15 protein-coding genes and 1 pseudogene are annotated in these 17,663 nt (G+C 70.5%); 6 read left to right on the top strand and 10 right to left on the bottom strand.

Going from position 1 to position 17,663, the window contains the following annotated elements:
• Together AB1634_13500 and AB1634_13505 are read left to right on the top strand one after the other, a co-directional pair.
• Positions 1-979: AsmA-like C-terminal region-containing protein (locus tag AB1634_13500; GenBank protein ID MEW6220531.1), on the top strand; the 979-nt coding region annotated here is incomplete at its 5' end.
• Positions 980-1,088: 109 nt separating this feature from the next.
• Positions 1,089-2,522, top strand: coding sequence for a hypothetical protein (locus AB1634_13505; protein MEW6220532.1), 1,434 nt, complete (start codon positions 1,089-1,091; stop codon positions 2,520-2,522).
• A 15-nt stretch (positions 2,523-2,537) separates the two neighbouring features.
• On the opposite strand, the gene AB1634_13510 is transcribed toward AB1634_13505, so the two are convergent.
• The 7 genes from AB1634_13510 to fdhF all read right to left on the bottom strand — a co-directional run bounded on the left by AB1634_13510 (position 2,538) and on the right by fdhF (position 11,806).
• Positions 2,538-3,728 carry an N-acetylmuramoyl-L-alanine amidase gene (locus tag AB1634_13510; GenBank protein ID MEW6220533.1) on the bottom strand — a complete coding sequence of 397 codons (1,191 nt, stop codon included), beginning with the start codon at positions 3,726-3,728 and terminating at the stop codon, positions 2,538-2,540.
• Between the two features lie 40 nt (positions 3,729-3,768).
• Positions 3,769-6,363, bottom strand: a complete 2,595-nt coding sequence (mutS, locus tag AB1634_13515; GenBank protein MEW6220534.1) for a DNA mismatch repair protein MutS — start codon at positions 6,361-6,363, stop codon at positions 3,769-3,771.
• A gap of 70 nt (positions 6,364-6,433) precedes the next feature.
• Positions 6,434-6,934 carry an HIT domain-containing protein gene (locus tag AB1634_13520; protein MEW6220535.1) on the bottom strand — a complete coding sequence of 167 codons (501 nt, stop codon included), beginning with the start codon at positions 6,932-6,934 and terminating at the stop codon, positions 6,434-6,436.
• The gene (locus tag AB1634_13525) at positions 6,931-7,416 is read right to left on the bottom strand and encodes a metallophosphoesterase family protein (protein MEW6220536.1); all 486 of its coding nucleotides are present in this window, start codon (positions 7,414-7,416) and stop codon (positions 6,931-6,933) included. The genes AB1634_13520 and AB1634_13525 overlap by 4 nt, the downstream gene beginning before the upstream one ends.
• Before the next feature lie 239 nt (positions 7,417-7,655).
• On the bottom strand, positions 7,656-8,498 hold the full coding sequence (locus AB1634_13530; protein ID MEW6220537.1) for an FAD/NAD(P)-binding protein: 843 nt from the start codon (positions 8,496-8,498) through the stop codon (positions 7,656-7,658).
• A gap of 30 nt (positions 8,499-8,528) precedes the next feature.
• Entirely contained in the window at positions 8,529-9,596 is a 1,068-nt protein-coding gene (locus AB1634_13535; protein MEW6220538.1) for a 4Fe-4S dicluster domain-containing protein, read from the bottom strand.
• A complete protein-coding gene (gene fdhF / locus AB1634_13540; protein ID MEW6220539.1) occupies positions 9,593-11,806 on the bottom strand; it encodes a formate dehydrogenase subunit alpha in 2,214 nt (737 codons plus the stop codon). Before fdhF ends, AB1634_13535 begins: the two co-directional genes overlap by 4 nt.
• A 425-nt stretch (positions 11,807-12,231) precedes the next feature.
• Between fdhF and AB1634_13545 the strand changes: the two are divergent.
• Both AB1634_13545 and AB1634_13550 read left to right on the top strand, forming a co-directional pair.
• Positions 12,232-12,567: pseudogene (locus tag AB1634_13545) on the top strand (type II toxin-antitoxin system HicB family antitoxin).
• Between the two features lie 133 nt (positions 12,568-12,700).
• Positions 12,701-13,324 (top strand): SEC-C metal-binding domain-containing protein, encoded by a 624-nt coding sequence (locus tag AB1634_13550; GenBank protein ID MEW6220540.1) that lies wholly within the window; start codon positions 12,701-12,703, stop codon positions 13,322-13,324.
• A 54-nt stretch (positions 13,325-13,378) separates the two neighbouring features.
• Here AB1634_13550 and AB1634_13555 read toward each other — a convergent pair whose 3' ends face one another.
• The gene (locus AB1634_13555) at positions 13,379-14,020 is read right to left on the bottom strand and encodes a 4'-phosphopantetheinyl transferase superfamily protein (GenBank protein MEW6220541.1); all 642 of its coding nucleotides are present in this window, start codon (positions 14,018-14,020) and stop codon (positions 13,379-13,381) included.
• Positions 14,021-14,570: 550 nt separating this feature from the next.
• Here AB1634_13555 and AB1634_13560 point away from each other — a divergent pair.
• Positions 14,571-14,801, top strand: a complete 231-nt coding sequence (locus tag AB1634_13560; GenBank protein ID MEW6220542.1) for a type II toxin-antitoxin system Phd/YefM family antitoxin — start codon at positions 14,571-14,573, stop codon at positions 14,799-14,801.
• Positions 14,788-15,186 (top strand): PIN domain-containing protein, encoded by a 399-nt coding sequence (locus AB1634_13565; protein ID MEW6220543.1) that lies wholly within the window; start codon positions 14,788-14,790, stop codon positions 15,184-15,186. The genes AB1634_13560 and AB1634_13565 overlap by 14 nt, the downstream gene beginning before the upstream one ends.
• On the opposite strand, the gene AB1634_13570 is transcribed toward AB1634_13565, so the two are convergent.
• A complete protein-coding gene (locus tag AB1634_13570) occupies positions 15,141-15,485 on the bottom strand; it encodes a 4'-phosphopantetheinyl transferase superfamily protein (GenBank protein ID MEW6220544.1) in 345 nt (114 codons plus the stop codon). The genes AB1634_13565 and AB1634_13570 overlap by 46 nt on opposite strands.
• A gap of 476 nt (positions 15,486-15,961) precedes the next feature.
• Positions 15,962-17,281, bottom strand: coding sequence for an integron integrase (locus AB1634_13575; protein ID MEW6220545.1), 1,320 nt, complete (start codon positions 17,279-17,281; stop codon positions 15,962-15,964).
• Between the last annotated feature and the right edge of the window lie 382 nt (positions 17,282-17,663).

Raw genomic sequence — 17,663 nt, forward strand, 5'->3', positions numbered from 1 at the left:
CCTGCGGCTGGACCGGCTGCTGGCCGCCGCCGCTTCCCTGCCCAAGGGCCCGCCGGCCGAGCAGCCGGCCGGCCCGGCCCGGAAGACCGACGCCGGGAGCCGCCCGCCGACTCTAACCGCCCAGGGTCGGCTGCACGTTGGCCAGGCCAGCTATGAGGGGCTCCTGGTGCGGGATCTCGGCCTCCGCTACACCTGGGAAGACGGGGTGCTCACGGTCACCGACTTGGCGGCCGGCCTGGCCCAAGGCGCCCTGACCGGGGAGCTGCGCCTGGACGCCCAGGGGGCGGCTCCGGCCTTTCAGGGCAGCACCAGGGCCCAGGGCCTGGAGCTGGCCGAGCTGCTGGCCGCCTCTCCCCAGGCGGCCGGCAAGGCCCAGGGCAAGGCCGAGCTGGCGGCCCGCCTGTCCGGGGCCAGCTTCGACTGGCCCCAGCTGCGGGAGAGTCTGCAGGCCGACGGCACCTTCGGCGCCGACCGCCTGCAGCTGAAAAGGACCAAGGCCTTCGTGGCCATGGCCCGGCTCCTGGATCTGCCGGAGCTGGAGGAGCCGGCCTTCGATCGCCTGGCCGGCAGCTTCCGGGTGGCCGCCGCCCTGGCCCAGGTGAACGCCATCCTGGAACAGCCGCAGCTGCGCCTGGAAACCGATGGCCAGGTGGGCCTCGACGGCTCCCTGGACCTGCCGGTGACGCTGGATCTGGCCGAGCCCCTGGCCGGCCGCCTGCGGGCGCAGACCCCCCTGGGACGGCTCCTCATCGACCGGGAAGGTCGGGCCCAGATCCAGCTCCGCCTCACCGGCACCGCCAGCGACCCCCAGGCCCGACTGGACGCGGCGGCGGCGCAGGAGCGGCTGCAGGACGCGTTGCGCCAGAAGACCCGGGAGGAGATCCAGCGGGTGCTGCCCGGGATGAAGACCCTGCCGCCGGCTCCGCCGCCAACGGATACCGATCTGCGCCAGCGCCTGGAGCGCCTGCGCCGCCGCTGACCGTTCTCCGGCCGGGTCAGCCCTGCTATCATTCACGGATGCCAACCCGCCCGGGGGTGGCCCAGGCGGCCGGCGGGCAGACACCACAGACGCAGCCAGGAGGGCCTTCGTGAGCGACGGAGCCAGTGGGACATCCCGGACCCTGTTCGGGGAGATCGCGGTCCAGCGCCGCATGCTGACCAGCCAGGACCTGGAGCGGGGCCTGGCCGAGCAGGCCCGGCTGAAGGCGGCCGGGACAGAGATCTTTCTGGGGCAGATCCTGATCCAGAGCGGCGCGCTGACCCTGCGGGAGGTGTCGGCGATTCTGGACATCCAAAAGGAGCTGCTCCTGGGGGGCATCGCCTCACCGGAGGCCCTTGGCACCGGCAAAGGCCGGGAGGCCGTCGCCGCTGCCCACCGGGCCGCCACCCGCAAGCGCCTTCTGCCCTGGGCCGCCGGCGGCCTGGCTGTGGCCGCCGCAGTGGCGCTGGTGCTCGCCGGCCGCCAGCCAGCCCCCCCGCCAGCGCCGGCGCCGGCACCGGCCCCTGTCGCGGGGCCGAGCCAGCCGGCCGCCGCCGACCCTGCCGCCCTGCCGGCCCTGATCAAGCAGCTGACCGCTGCCGGCAGCTCGGTGGCCAGCCGCACCGAGCTGTGGGCCGAGCTGAACCGCTATCCCGAGGAGATCGTGCTTCCGGCTCTGGCCAGCAGCTGGCAGGCCACGGACCCTGCCGGCTACCGGGAGCTGGTGGCCATCTTCCAGTACCTGCAGGGCCGGGCCCCGGCGCGCGCCCGCCAGCTGCTCCTCGATCTCTTCGCCGACCCTGCCCGCCAGCTCCTGGCCTATGGCTCCCTCTTCGCCGCCATGCCCTGGCTGAAGGACGATGCCAGCTTCTGGCCCGCCATCGACGCCGGCCTGGCCAGCCCCGATCCCTTTGTCCAGGAGAAGGCCCTGCAAAGCCTGGCCCTTGCCGAGCGGCCCTACGACGAGGAGCTGGTGGCCAGGCTGAAGGCCATCGCCTGGGCCCCCGCCACCCCGGATGCCGGGGCCCAGGCCCTGCGGGCCCTGTACGCCCGCAACAAGTACACCGACTTCGAGTACCTGCTGGTGGCGGCGGCCAGCGACAACCAGAAGACCGCCGCCGAGGCCTTGAGCATCATCTTCCACCACCGCCGCGCCGAGCTCTTCGAGCGCCTGTTTGCCGCCAGCCGCCAGGACCCGGGCCTGTATTCCCTCATCGCCAAGAGCCTGCGGCTCTATCCCCATCCCGGCGGCCAGGATTTCCTGCTGGAGCGGCTGGCCAAGACCCAAGGCGCGGCCTGGGTGGACACGGTCCGCGCCCTGTCCGCCTATCCGGAGCCGCCGGTGGTCAAAGCCCTGGCCGGCCTCCTGGACAAGACCAGTGGACCGGATCAGGCCGAGGTGGCAAACGCCTTGCGCACCAGCACCCGCCAGGACTTCGGCTTCCGGGCCGGCGCGCCGGCCGCCGACAACCAGGCCGCGGTGGCCGCCTGGCAGCGCTATGCCTCCGAGCTGGGCGAAAAGGTGCCGCCAACCGCCCCGTAAGGGCTGGCGCGCCGGTCAGGGCAGGGGACGGCGGGTGGGCGGCGCCAGGAGGGCGACCGTGGTCTTGCCCACGTAGGAGCTGATACCGGAGGTGAGATGCGCTGCGATGGCGTCGGTGTAGGCGGCGTCCTGCAGCCGCCGGGCCTCCACCGGATTGCTGACAAAGGAGATCTCGGCCAGCACCGCCGGCATCTGGGCGCCGATGAGGACGTAGAAGGGGGCCTGCTTGACCCCCAGGTTGGGCACATCCGGATACTGGCGCCGCAGGCCGTCCACGAGGCTGGCCTGGACCGCTTCCGCCAGCCGCGCCGACTCGTTGAGCTTCGAGTTCCGGAGGAGATCCAGGAGGATGGCCTGCAGGTCGCCCATGGCCTTGGCCGAGGCGGCGGCATTCTCCCGGGCCGCCACCCGGAGGGCGTCGTCGCCGGAGGCCGGGGACAGGAAGTAGGTCTCGATGCCGCGCAGATCGGCGGACGGCGCGGCATTGGCGTGGATGGACACGAAAAGATCGCCCTTGGCGGCATTGGCCAGGGCGGTGCGCTCCTCCAGGGCCAGGAAGACGTCCCGGTCCCGGGTCAGGATCACCTTGCAGCCCATCTCCCGCCGCAGCCGCTCGGCAGCCCTTTTCGCCACCGCCAGCACCACGTCCTTCTCCAGCAGACCGCCCACCCCCACCGCGCCCGGATCCTTGCCGCCGTGGCCCGGATCGAGCACGATGCGCAGCGGCGCCGGGGCAGGGGAGGGGGCCGGCGCCGGCGGCCGGGCCTTGGCGCTGGCCGGGCCAGCCTGGCCCTTGCCCCGGATATCGATGACCAGCCGCTGGGGCGCCGGCAGATCGAAGATCTCGAACCCGGCCAAAGACTCCAGGTCCAGCACCACCCGCACCACATCCGGGGCGAACTGGCCGGCCCGCACCTGCCGCAGCAGCCCGTCCGCCACCGGGATCGGCTGCCGCAGCTCGGCGGGCAGGCTGACGGCCAGGAGGTCGAGATAGAGCCGCGGCGGCAGGTCGCCGCTCGCCGGCAGCACCCCGTGCCGGTGGCTGACCGCTGCCGCCAGCTCCACCACCACCCGGGTGTAGTCGCCGGTGGACCAGTGACGGATGGATTGGACCTGGGTCAAGCCCTGGCCCTTCGCTGCCAGCGGCAGGGCGAGGAGAGCCAGCAGCACGACCAGGACAGCTCCGGACCACCGTCCCCTGTCCATCCTGTCCGTCCTGTCCATCCTGTCCATCCTGCGCGGCGCCCTACAGGCCTTTCAGCTCGTAGAGCAGGTTCAAGGCCTCGATGGGGGAGAGGCGATCCGGCTGGATCTCCTGCAGGCGCGACCGCACCGGATCATCGAGGCCGGCAAAAAGATCCAGCTGCTGGGGCTTGCCCGGCGCTGGCCGGTGGCCGGCGATCCGCGGCTCGCCCCAGCGGTCCAGCTCGCCCTGCTCGATGTTGGCCAGGATCTCCTTGGCCCGGGCCACCACCCGGGCCGGCACCCCGGCCAGGGCCGCCACCTGGATGCCGTAGGAGCGGCTGGTGCCACCCTCCTGCAGGCGGTGCAGGAAGACGATGCTGTCGTTCCACTCCCGGATCGCGACAGTATAGTTTTTCACCCGCGGCAGCGTCAAGGCCAGCTCGGTAAGCTCGTGATAATGCGTGGCAAAAATGGTCTTGACCCCCCGGCCATTCCGGGTGGCCAAATCCTCGGTGACCGCCCAGGCGATGGCCAGGCCGTCGAAGGTGCTGGTGCCGCGGCCGATCTCGTCCAGGATCACCAGGCTGCGGTCGGTGGCGTGGTGGAGGATGTTGGCGGTCTCGCTCATCTCCACCATGAAGGTGCTCTGGCCCCGGGCCAGGTCATCCATGGCCCCCACCCGGGTGAAGATGCGATCCACCACCCCGATCGTGGCCTCGGCGGCAGGTACGAAGGAGCCCATCTGGGCCATGAGGACGATGAGCGCCGTCTGGCGCAGCACCGTGGACTTGCCGGCCATGTTCGGGCCGGTGACGATGAGCACCTCCTGGGCGGTCTGGTCCAGCTCGATATCGTTGGGCACGAAGCGGCCCGGGGGCAGGCTCCGCTCGATCACCGGGTGCCGGCCTTCCCGGATGCGGATCGCCTCGCCGCCGTTGACCTGGGGCCGCACATAGCGGTGGCGGCTGGCCACCTCGGCCAGGGCCGTGTAGACGTCCAGCTCCGCCACCAGGCTGGCCGCCTGCCGCACCCGGCCGGAGGCGGCAGCCAGCTGGCTGCGGATGGCGACAAACAGCTCGTGCTCCAGGCCCAGCCGCCGCTCCTGGGCCGAGAGCACCTTGGCCTCGAAGGCCTTGAGATCCGGGGTGATGAAGCGCTCGCCGGTGGACAGGGTCTGCTTGCGGATGAAGTCCGCCGGCACCTGGCCCAGCTGGCTCTTGGTCACCTCGAGGTAGTAGCCGAAGACCCGGTTGTAGCCCACCTTGAGGTTGGCGATGCCGGTGCGGCTGCGCTCGGCCGCCTCCAGCTCGGCGATCAGCCGCTTGCCGTCCCGGAGCATGGCCATGATCTCGTCCAGCTCGGCGGAGTAGCCTTCCCGGATCAGCCCTCCTTCCCGGACCGTGGCCGGCGCCTCCTCGCGGATGCTGGCCGCAATCAGCGCCGCCAGATCGGTCATGGGGTCGAGCTCCTGGCCCAGCTCCGGCAACCGGCCAGGGGCCAGAGGCACCAGCTCGGCGGCCAGGGCCGGCAGGGCTGCCAGGGAGGCGCCCAGGGCCAGGAGATCCCGGCCGTTGGCCGAGCCCAGCACCACCCGGCTGTTGAGCCGCTCCAGGTCGTAGACCCCGGCCAGGGCCTGGCGGAGCCGTGCCCGCCGCCCGGCCTCCTGGACGAGATTGGCGACCGCCGAAAGCCGGCGCTCGATGGCTTGCGGCTGGCGCAAGGGGGCCAGGAGCCAGCGCCGGAGGAGCCGCGCCCCCATGGGGGTGGCGGTGCCATCCAGGGCCTCCAGGAGCGAGCCCTCCCTCTTGCCGCCCACCACGGTCTGCACCAGCTCCAGGTTGCGGCGGGAGGACTCGTCCACGATCAGCACATCGTCCCGCTCCAGGATCGCCAGCCGCTCCAGATGATCGAGGCTCGCCTTCTGGGTCTCCTGCAGATAGCCCAGCAGGGCGCCCGCCGCGGTCAGCCCGGCCCGCAGGTGCTCGCAGCCGAAGCCCGCCAGGCTCGCCACCCGGAAATGGGCCAGCAGGGCCTCCCGGCTGGCCGCCGGGTCAAAGGCCGCCTCGGGCCGGCCGGTGCGGCACAGCCGGGGCAGGAGGGCGGCCACCGTGCCGGCCAGGGCCTGCATGCCCGCGGGCAGGGGGTCCGGCAGCAGGAGCTCCGCCGGCGCCAGGCGCATAAGCTCGTCCACCAGCTCCGCCTCGCCCGCCGGCTCGGCCACCGCAAACTCGCCGGTGGACAGATCCGCCAGGGCCAGCCCCCAGCGCCGCTCCACCAGGGCCAGCGCCGCCAGGTAGCGGTTCTGGCGGGCGTCGAGGATCCCCTCCTCGGTGGCGAGGCCGGGGGTGACCACCCGCACCACCTCCCGCCGCACCAGGCCCCTGGCCAGGGCCGGGTCCTCGGTCTGCTCGCAGATCGCCACCCGGAAGCCGGCGCCTACCAGCTTCGCCAGGTAGGAGGACGCGGAATGGCAGGGCACCCCGGCCATGGGAATCCGCACCTCGGCGTCCTTGCCGCTGCGGGAGGTCAGCGTGATGCCCAGCACCTGGGCCGCGGTCTCGGCATCCTCGAAGAACATCTCGAAGAAGTCGCCCATCCGGTAGAAGAGAATGGTGTCCGGATACTGGGCCTTGATGGCCAGGTACTGCTGGAGCATGGGCGTGACCCGGGCCTCGGCCAGGGCGGCCGCCGCCGGGGTGGGCGCCGGCCCGGGCTGCCCCGGCCCGTCAGGTCCCGGGGTCAACAAGGCGCGCGAAGTCGGGGCGGAGTCGGTCATAGGTGGCGTCGATATGCTCCGGAATGGTCCGCACCTCGGCCAGAACGGTCATGAAGTTGTGGTCGCCGTCCCAGCGGGGCACGACATGGACGTGGAGATGGTCGGCCCGGCCGGCCCCGGCCACCGGCCCCAGGTTGAGGCCGAGGTTGAAGCCCTGGGGGGCCAGATGCCGGCGCAGGATGGCGACACTGTCCTGGAGGCGGTTGCCCAGGGCAGCCAGCTCCGCCGGGGACAGCTCGGCCAGATCCGCCACATGGCGGCAGGGCGCCACCAGAAGATGGCCGTTGGCATAGGGGAAGCGGTTGAGAAAGACCGCGGTCACCCCGTCCGCCATAAGGAGCAGGGCCGCCCTGTGGTCCGCCGCGGCGGGCGGCGGGCAGAACGGGCAGCGGCCTTCCACCCGCGGCGCTCCCACATAGGCCATCCGCCACGGGGTCCACAGGCTCTTCACGGCGCCCTCTCCAGAGGGTGGATCTCGCCGGTTATCGTCTCCCCCAGACCAAGGAGGCCATAGGAGCCCCGGCCGCCCGCCCGGAAGGTGCCGGGGTTCAGGAACAGGATACCGTCCCGCCGGTGGCAGACCGCCTGATGGGTATGGCCGTAGACGATGCAGTCGAGGTCGTCCGGGAAGAGCCGGGCCAGCTCCCGCTCCAGGTCCGGTCCCAGGCCGGCGCCATGGGCGAGGCCGATGCGAAAGCCGGCCAGCTCCACCACCCGCAGAAGGGGCAGCCCGCTGCGGCAGGCCAGGGAGCACATGTTGCCGCAGACGGCATGGACGGTCTTGCCGGCAAAGGCATCCAGCACCGCCGCCTCGGTCAGATCACCGGCGTGCAGGATCACCGGCGCCCCGGCAAAAACCCGCGCCACCGTCTGGCAGAGCCAGGGCTCGGCCCGGTACAGATGGGTATCGGAAAGAACGCCGACCAGGAGCATGGCATGTGCCTGTGGACAGGAGAGGAATCGCCGCGGACCGCAAGAGGGCAGGGGGCCTGCAACCGCAGCCAAGACCGGTCAGTCTAGCGGGGTTTGCCGCGCCCCGCAAGCGGCTTGCAGGACGGGGCCCCGCCTGACAGGCCGGTGGTGCCGGGCCAGGCATGGGACCTATGGGATTTATAGGACCTAGAGGACTATGGGACCTATGAGACCTGCGATTTGGCGGCCCGCGGCCCCCCTCAGAAGGTGGTCAGGTCCGCCAGCTCGGCCAGGGAGAAGACCGGGCCATCGGCGCACACCAGGCGGCCGTCCAGGTGGCAGTGGCGGCAGACCCCGACCCCGCACTTCATGTGGCGCTCCAGGGTGGTGTAGATGCGCTCGGCAGGCAGGCCCCGCCGGGCAAGCTCCGCCAGGACGAACCGGATCATGAGGGGCGGCCCGCAGACCAGGGCCACCGTGGCTTCCGGGTCGATGCTGATCCGGTCGAAGAGGGTGGTGACCACCCCCACCGGGCCGTCCCAGCCCGCCTCGGCCTGGTCGACGGTGACCAGGCAGGTGGTGGCCGCATCCTCCTGCCAGGCCGCCAGATCCTGGCGGAAGGCGATGTCCGAGGGCAGGCGGCTGCCGTAGAGGATGGTGCGGGGCCCGTAGGCCTTGCCCTGGTCCAGGGTGTAGAGGATCACCGAGCGCAAGGGGGCCAGACCGATGCCGCCGGCCACGAAGAGCAGGGGCCGGCCGGCCAGATCCTCCACCGGGAAGGGGCGGCCGTAGGGGCCGCGCAGGCCGATGGCGGCGCCCGGCCCCAGGAGGTGGAGGGCGGCGGTCAGCTGGCCGGCCCGGCGGATGGCCAGATGGATCTCCTCCGGCCGCGTCGGGGAGGAGGCGATGGAGATGGGCGCCTCGCCGCAGCCCGGCACCGACACCATAAGGAACTGGCCGGGCCGGTAGGTGAAGGCCTCCTGGACGGCGGGCTCGGCGAAGCGGACCACGAAGGTCTTGATCTGGGAGCTTTCCCGGATCACCCGGTCAATCCGCGCTGGCCGGGGCTGGTAGATGTTGTCGTTCTTGGCGCTATCCGGCATGGCCTTCCTCGACAAAGCGGTGGGGGCGGTCTAGCCCAGGCGGGCCCAGCGGGCGTCCAGGCCGCAAGCCAGATCGATGAAGCGGACGATGTCGACGCCGCCGAAGCAGATGCCGACGCAGCGGCCGCAGCCGACGCACGACGGCCGGCCATGCTGCCGGAAGTCGTGGAGCAGCTTGTGGGAGAACCGCTCCCGGATGCCGTGCCGCCGGCGGTCCACCGGGTTGTGGCCACCGGCCATGCGGGTGAAGCCGGCAAAGGTGCAGGCATCCCAGGCCCGGCGTCGCTCGCCGCCGGTGGCGCTCGTCTGGTGGTCGGTGATGGTGAAGCAGGTGCAGGTGGGGCAGAGGTAGGCGCAGCCACCGCAGTCCTGGCAGCGGGCCGACAGGGCCAGCCAGACCTCCTCCGGCACCTCGCCCCGGGCCAGCCGCTGGCAGGCCGTCAACACCGGCACCGGGCGGGGGAAGGCCCCCCGGGCCTCCAGGCTCAGCTGGTACTGGGCCCGGGCCTCCTCGGGCCCGGCCGGCCGGAAGAACTGGGGCCAGCGGGCCAGGATCTCCTCGCCCCGGCGGCGGCCGCTCTCCACATAGAAGCGGTCGCCGAGATCGGTGAGCTGCAGATCGAAGCCATGCTCCAGGAAGGGGCCGCTCCGGGTGGCGTTGCAGAAGCAGTGGGGAAAGGGCGTGTTGCAGGCCAGGCTGATGAGCACCGCGTTGTGGCGGCGGCGGGCATAGTACGGGTCCTTGGCCCTGTGCAGGAAGACCACATCCTGGTAGAGGAGGGCCGACACATCGCAGGAGCGCAAGGCGAAATAGACCGTCGGGATGCTGTGGTAGACCGGGACAAAGAGGCCGCCGCCGGTGGCCGGTCCGCCCTGGTAGGTGAACAGCACCTCCTCCTGGGGAAAGAGGAAGGGCTTGGCGGAGATCTGGCTCGGGTGCTCGAGATCCAGCGGCGTCCGGTCCAGGTCCTCCACCACCGCGAGACGGGTGTCGCCGGGCGGCATGGCCACCGGCGCCACCAGGCGGTGGCCCTTGGCCAGCTTGCGCAGGAAGGGCGCCAGATGCTCCTTGGCCAGAATGCGTCGCTCGGGGCTCATGGGATCTTCTCCAGGCGCACGGCGGAGAATTTCAGCTCCGGGCACTTGGCCACCGGGTCCAGGGCGCCGGTGGTGAGCCGGTTCACCGGCGAGTCGGCCGCGTGGAAGGAGGCGAAGACCGAGCCCGCCGGCACCCGCTCGGTCAGGAGCGCCTCCAGGGCCACCGCGCCGCGGCGGGAGACCAGCCGCACCGGCTCGCCGTTCCGCAGGCCCAGGGGACGGGCGTCGGCCGGGTTGACCTCCACCTGGGCTGTCGGGCACTCCCGGGCCAGGCTGGAGGCCAGCCGGGTCATGGTGCCGGTGCGGTGATGGTGATAGACGCTGCCGGTGATGAGGGCCAGAGGATAGTCCGCATCCGGGATCTCGGCCGCTGGCCGAAAGTCCGTGGGCACAAACAGGCCCTTGCCCCGGGCAAAGGAATACTTGTGCAGAAAGCCGGTGCCCGCATGCTGCCGGTTGGGACAGGGCCACTGCAGGCCCCAGCCGGCCGCCAGCCGGTCGTGGAAGATGCCGCCGTAGGCCGGCACCAGAAGGGCGATCTCCTCCATGACCTCCGCCGGCGAGTCGCAGTCCAGGGGCCGGCCCAGGCGCTCGGCCAGGGCGAGGATGATCTCGAAGTCGCTGCGACAGCCGGCCAGGGGCGGGATGGCCGCCCGCACCAGCTGCACCCGGCGCTCGGAGCTGGTGAAGGTGCCGGTCTTCTCGGCAAAGGTGGCGGCCGGGAAGACCACATGGGCCAGGCGGGCGGTTTCCGACAGGAAGATCTCCGACACCGCCAGGAAGTCGAGGCCGGCCAGGGTGGCGGCCACCCGGTCCGCCTCCGGATCGGACAGGATCGGGTTCTCCGCCATGATGAGCATGCCCCGGATGGGCCCGTCCGGCCCGCCGTGGGTCATCTCCACCAGGGTGCGGCCGGGCCGCGCCGGCAGCGGCCCGGCCCAGGCCTCTTCGAAGCGGGCCCGGGCGGCCGGATCCAGGAGGCGCTGGTAGCCGGGCAGGACCCCGGGCAGGGCCCCCATGTCGCAGGAGCCCTGGACGTTGTTCTGGCCCCGCAAGGGATCAACGCCGGTGAGCTCCTGCTCGACATGGCCGGTCATCATCGCCAGGTTGGCCAGGGCCTGGACATTGTCGGTGCCGGCCACGTGCTGGGTGATGCCCATGCAGTAGCAGATGGTGGCCTTGGCGGCGCTGGCGTACGCCTCCGCCGCCAGGGCCAGCAGCTCGGCCGAGACCCCGGTGAGCTGCACGGTGGCCGCGAGATCCAGGCGGAAGAGCATGTCCCGCAGCCGGCCGAAGCCCTCGGTGCGCATCTCGACGAAGGCATCATCCACCAGATTGGCATCCAGGATGATGCGCATCATGGCGTTCACCAGGGGCACATCGGTGCCGGGCCGGAGCGGCAGATGGATGTGCGCCGCCTCCGCCAGGGCGGTGCGCCGGGGATCGACCACGATGAGCCGCGCCCCCCGGTCGACGGCCTCGAAGATCCGGCGGGCCACCTGGGGATGGGCCTCGGTGGTGTTGGAGCCCACCACCAGGATGACGTCCGAGCCGGCGATCTCCTCGATGGAGTTGGTCATGGCGCCGGAGCCGAAGGTGGTGGCCAGCCCGGCCACCGACGGCGCGTGTCAGAGCCGGGCGCAGTGGTCGATGTTGTCGGTGCCCAGCACCAGGCGGGCCAGCTTCTGGAGGAGGAAGTTCTCCTCGTTGGTGCACTTGGCGGAGGCCATCACCCCCAGGGCCTCTGGCCCCCGCTCGGCGCGGATGCGCGCGAGGGCGCCGGCGGTCCGCTCCAGGGCCTCGTCCCAGGAGGCCGGCACCAGCTCTCCGTCTTTGCGCACCAGGGGGGTGGTCAGCCGGCCGGGGTGGTGGATGAACTGGTGGGCATGCCAGCCCTTGGAGCACAGATTGCTGCGGGAGACCGGATGGTTGCGGCTGGGCATCGCCCCCACCACCCGGCCGTCCCGCACCGACAGATAGAGTCCGCAGCCGCAGCCGCAGAAGCAGCAGGTGGTCAGGACCTCCTTCATGGCGTCCTCCCCAAAGCCATCGCGCCCGCCCCCGGGCAAGAGAAGCCCCTCAAAAAAGAGGCTCCTGCTCCCGCAGCGCCTGCCAGGACGCAATCCCCAGGAGCACAATCCAGTATAGTCGGGTTTCCAGCCAGCGCCAAATTGCCGGCCCGGATATTCGATAAACAGGCCCCTGTCCATTGGGCTTCGACAACGTGGGCGCCAGGCTCGAACGGGCTGGGCAAGGGACCGCCCGCAAGGCGACGCAAGCGTCGCCCCTGCCGCGGCAGGTCTGGCTGCCGCGGGGAACAGTGCCGGCCACCGGCGTTGCCCGCCCCCACGTCCGGGGGGCGACGCTGGCAAGATGGATCCTCCCGTAGGGGAGACGCATGCGCGCCCCCTGTGCGCCCGCTTGCACGATCAATGGATCCAGCCTTGCGTCCGCCTTGTCGAATCTCCAGTTGCCGGCGACGACCGGGAGCCGGTGCGGCCCGGCAATCGGTGGCCGCCCGGCTCCTCAAGGGCACTCGGCCTGGCAGCACATTTTGCTGGCGGGGAGCAGCAGCCAACGCTACCATTGCGACCATGAAGGGGCAGCATCTGCGACCCTCGAGCGGGGTGACGCCATGATGAATGTCATGACCGTCGGCGGCCACCAGGCCGTGATTACCTGCGACGTCGAGATCGGTATGTTTCGCGGCGAGGTCATCGGCCTTAAGGGGGCGCGGATTTTTACGCCAAGGACGTGGAGGGGTTGCAGCGCGAGGGAGAGCTGTCCCTGCAAGTATGCATGGACTTTTGCCGAGAGCGCGGCCTTGATCCCCTCAAGCATCACAGTGGCCGCGTCATGCTCCGCCTGGCGCCCGGAAACCCAGGGCGCCCTCCTCGTCGCCGCCAGGGCCGCCGGACAAAGTCTGAACCAGTGGGCGATCAAGGTGTTGCGGGAAGCGGCCGCCGCGTGAAGGGCAGGCGGGGTCTCGCCTCCTGGGTCGCGTCCACGGGAGCCCGACGTGGGCCGGGCGCCGAGACGGCCGATGACCTTCGTGCGCGGCCAGCCAATCGCGGCCCCCGGCCGCCTATCAGAGGGACCTTCTCATGGCCAACATCCCCCGCAATGTGAGCTGCCCGTGCGGCAGTGGCAAGAAATACAAGAAATGCTGCCGCCTCGATCCGCAGCGCGACGCCGAGCTGCGCCGGGCCCTGGCCATGTCCAGCGACCCCGCCACCATCCGCCGACTCGTCAATCAGCCCGCCCAGGTGCTGCGGCTCAAGGTGCAGCTGACCGACATGGGCTGCACGACCATCCCGGAAGAGGTGTCGCGGGTGGTCGAGATCCTGTATACCTCGACCTTGCACGACCTCCACGGCGTCATCCAGCAGGCCTTCCGCTGGGACAACGATCATCTCTATTCGTTCCACCTCAGCGACGATTTCCACGACCGCCGCCAGGAATACGCCGGCACCCCGCGGGGTGAGGCGCTCTCCCCCCCGCCCTGGGGACGCGCTCCGGTGGCCCAGGCGGCCGCCGCCACCGAGCTGCGGGATCTGGGCCTGGAGACGGGCAGGTCGTTCTGGTACCGGTTCGATTACGGCGATGAGCTGCTGCACCGGTTGACGGTGCTCGCGGTCCGGGAGGCCCAGCCGGAAGAGGGGAAGGTAGCCAGGATCCTCGAGGTTGTTGGCGAGGCGCCGCCCCAGTACGGGGACGAGGACTGGTGATCGCGGCCTACCAGCCTGTGCTGCTGCCGCCCCCGGCCCGGGGCCTCCGGAGTGTCACCTGCCGCTGCCATCCTGTCCCTCGCCCTTCTCCCAGGAAACCGCCTGCCCAGGCGCCTTGACCACCGCGGCCTGCCAGGCGGCGGTGCCGTATAGCGCCACCAGAAAGGCCCGGCCGTCCAGCACCAGGGCCAGCTCCCCCTCGCCGGGCCGGCCGGTGATCCGGCAGCGATCGAGGCCGGCAATGCCGATGCCAGCGGCTTTGAGCACCGCCTCCTTGGCGGTCCAGAGCCGAAAAAGCTCGGCTGGCCCCCGCCCGCCCAGGATTGCCCATTCCGCGGCCGTCCCCACCCGACCCACGAGATCCGGCTGCCGGGGCCGGATCTCCTCGATATCAATGCCCATGGCCCCCCAGCCCACCACCGCGGCGCAGACCGACGGCTTGTGGGACACCGACCAGCCGATCCCGGCCAGGAGCAGCGGCGCCCCCCGCTCGTCCCTGGGCAGGTCCGCCGGCAGGGAGATGCCGAAGCGGGCTGCTGCCCGGTCGAGGGCGGCCCGGGCCGCAGCCCGCTGGCTGGCCAGCCACTGGCTGCGGGGCAGGTCTTCCCCCAGGTGCACGGGCAGGACCACGGGGAGGAGGGCTGGAGGGGGCGTCTCCCCACCCCGGCCAGCCAAGGCATCCTGATGTGCGGGCATACGGATCCACCCGGAAAGAGACTGTTGACTTGGCGCCGCCGGAGAGGATGCCCATGGATTGGTGCCCCGGGCCCGGTCCCGGGGAGGAAAGAGATACCCTGCCGGCCGCCGCCCATTCTACCATCTCCATCTCGGCCCACCACCCTGGCTGTCGCGCCGGCTCGGCGGCAAGCGCTGGCGGCGGCACGAGACCGCCGGCCGCCAAAATCAGTCCCTTCGGCCTGGCCGCGGCAGACCAGGACCAGCACCCAACCCATACCGCGATGAGCGCACAGGCCCTGGCCGGAAGCGCATCGGCTGTCAACCGCGGGCTATACTTCTCTGCGAACCCGCTCCCTGCCGGCCAGGATATCAGCTGGGCTCTTCACCGAGATCCCGGGCGATGGAGGACATGAATGTGGATCATGGTGGTGGCCACAGCGCAGCGGCCCGGCTGGCAGCAGTGGCCATCCCGGGGCAGGCGCTGTTGGCTCCTTGACAGTGGCCGGCTCAAATCGTACGATATTGACCATAATCGACGTACGATATCCTCCAGCCCAGGAGCATCGCCATGCCCGTGAACGCCTCCACCCTGCGGGAGAACATCTACCGGCTGTTGGACCAGGTTCTGGAGACCGGCCAGCCGCTGGAGATCGAGAGAAGGGGCCGACTCCTCCGGGTGATCCCGGTTGCTGCGCCGTCCAAGATCGCTCGACTGGTGAAGCACGACTGCCTGCGAGGCGACCCGGAAGCCATCGTCCATCTGGATTGGAGCGGGGAGTGGGAGCATGATCTACCTTGACACCCACGTGGTGGTCTGGGCCTATGCCGGCGAGGTGGAGCGCTTGCCACCGGGCGTCTGCGCTCAGATCGAGGCGAACGATCTGCTCATTTCGCCCCTGGTTCTCCTTGAGCTGCAGTATCTCTATGAAATCGAAAGGCTGGCCGTGGAGCCGGGGATTGTCTACGAAAGCCTGGCTTGCACCATCGGGCTGAGCCTCTGCGACCTCCCCCTGCTGCGGGTCATCACCGAGGCCCTGCCCCAGACCTGGACCCGGGACCCCTTCGACCGCCTGATCGTTGCCACCGCCGCTGCGCGGGAGGCGGTCCTCATCACCAAAGATGCCGGCATCCTGGCCCATTACCCCAGGGCCTTCTGGGGGGACCTGGCACGCTCACCGGCTTGAGGGCCAGGATGGCGAAGCGCCGGCGCCGCCGGCACCACGTCCTCCTCTTCCCCGACCTCCCACCAGATCTCCTGACCAGGCTCCTTGACCAGGGCTGCCTGCCAGGATCCTGTCCCACAAAGCTCGACCAGAAAAAGCCGGCCGTCCAGCACCAGGGACAGTTCCCGCTCGCCGGGCCGGCCGGTGATCCGGCAGCGGTCCAGCCCGCTGATGCCGAGGCCGGCGGCTTTGAGCACCGCCTCCTTGGCGGTCCAGAGACGGAAGGGGGGGCCAGTCCCCGGCCGCCCAGAATGGCCCACTCGGCCGTTGTCCCCACCCGGTCCTCGAGATCCGGCTGCCGGGGCCGGACCTCCTCGATGTCGATGCCCATGGCCCCCCAGCCCACCACCGCGGCGCAGACCGTGGGCTTGTGAGACACCGACCAGCCGATGCCAGCCAGAAGCTGCGGCGCCCCCCGCTCGTCCCCGGGGCAGCGCCGCCGGCAGCGTGATGCCGAAGCGGGCCAGCCGCCCGGTCGAGGGCGATCCGGGCCGCAGCCCGCTGGCGGGCCAGCCACTGGCTGCGGGGCAGGTCGGCCTCCAGGTGCACGGGCAGGACCACGGGAAGGAGGGGCAGGGGGGTGGGAGTAGGGGGCATGGGGATTGTGGGCTCCTGGGGACGGGACGTCACCGCAGCTGGCTGTCAGACTGGCGCCTGACAGCCGGGGTACCGTTTCGGGGGAAGAATTCTCTTGACACCACCAGCCGCAGGCGACTATTTCTGTCCTGGCTGTCCCTCACTCCTCCTTGAGGAGATCAGCTGGGCTCTTGACCGAGATCCCCGGCCGATTGAGGACATGGGTGTAGATCATGGTGGTGGCCACATCGCTATGACCAAGCAGCTCCTGCACGGTACGGATGTCGTAGCCCGCCTCCAGCAGGTGGGTGGCGAAGGAGTGGCGCAGGGTATGGCAGCTGACCCGCTTGCACAGACCCACTCGAGCGGCCGCCGCCGTCACCGCCTTTTGCACCACGCTCTCATGGAGATGGTGCCGCCGCACTGCCCCGGACCGCGGATCCACCGACAGCTTCGACGCCGGGAACACATACTGCCAGCCCCAGGACCGGCTCGCGTTCGGGTACTTGCGGTCCAGGGCCGGCCAGATATAGACGCCGGCCGAGCCGCTGGCCAGATCCTGGTCGAAGATCGCCCGCCGCCGCCCCAGGTGCTCGCGCAGAGCCGGGGCGAAGCGCTCCGGCAACGTGGTCACTCGATCCTTGCCGCCCTTGCCGTCCCGCACCGTGATCACCCGCCGTTCGAAGTCCAGATCCTTCACCCGCAGCCGCAGCCCCTCCAGCAGCCGCAGCCCGCCGCCGTAAAGAACGCCAGCGATCAGGCCGGCCAGGCCGTCATTGGCTTCCATCTCCGCCAGGAGAGCACGCACCTCGGCTCGGGTCAGCACCTCTGGCAGCCGGCGCGGCTTCTTGGCGCGGGCAAAGGCCTCCATCTTCCCCAGGGGCTGTTCCAGGGCCTGGTCGAAGAGGAAGACCAGGGCGTTCAGGGCCTGGTTCTGGGTGCTCGCCGCCACCTGCCGCTCCACCGCCAGGTATTCCAGAAACCCTCGCACCGCGGTGGCCCCGTCCATGGTCGTGGGGTCAGCGTAGCCATGGAAGGCGATGAATCGTCTGATCCAGTCCAGGTACGCGGTTTCGGTCCGGTACGCCAGGTGCTTGGTGCGCAATCTGGTCCGGACAGACGTCAGGAGCGGCAGGAACCGGCGCTCCACCTCGCCAGGCAGGACGCTGTCCCGAAAGGGCAGGGCCTTCTCCTGTCGGGCCGAAGAGGCAGCAGGCGGTCGGCGGTGGGCAGACGGCACTGGCTCCCGATCCCGGGATTTCGCTCCGGGGGCGAAGCTCGGCAGGAAGGCTTCGTAGAGGATGCTCAGGGCATGGCGGGCTTGGCGCACCTGCCAATCGGCAATGCCGTCCTGGGTTCCCAGGTGGGTCAGGAAGGACTCCACATCCTGCCCGGATCGATCAAGGAGCTTCTTTCCGGGCAGGAATTCGATGAACGTCTTGACCCACTTCAGGTAGAAGTCGGACCGGTTGGGCGGCACCCGGTTCTCCTCCACGCAGGCCCGGAGGGCCTCCCAGAACTGTTGCTGTGCGTCAACTGCCTGAGGCGGTTTGGAAGACATATCCACGCGGTATTCCAAAGTTTTTCTGGGATGGCGACGCCCTGTGATAGACAGATAGATCATATCACAAACGGAGGTCCATGGGCAACTGGCTGATATCACGGAGAGTTTTTCTGGCACCCCCGGGTGGTCACGGCGTAACAGTCGGATTTAACATCAGATAATCGACATGAGGCCCCAGCGCGAAAGACAGCTGGCCGTCTAATACATGTTCAGGGCACGCCTTCGGCGCGCCCTGAACGGGGCGAGCTGAGCTGGTCGCTCCAGCGCCTGTTCTCCAGGCCGCCAAGGCGGCCTTCCG

It is taken from the genome of Thermodesulfobacteriota bacterium (assembly GCA_040755095.1).
In the GTDB taxonomy this organism is placed as follows: Bacteria; Desulfobacterota; Desulfobulbia; order Desulfobulbales; family JBFMBH01; genus JBFMBH01.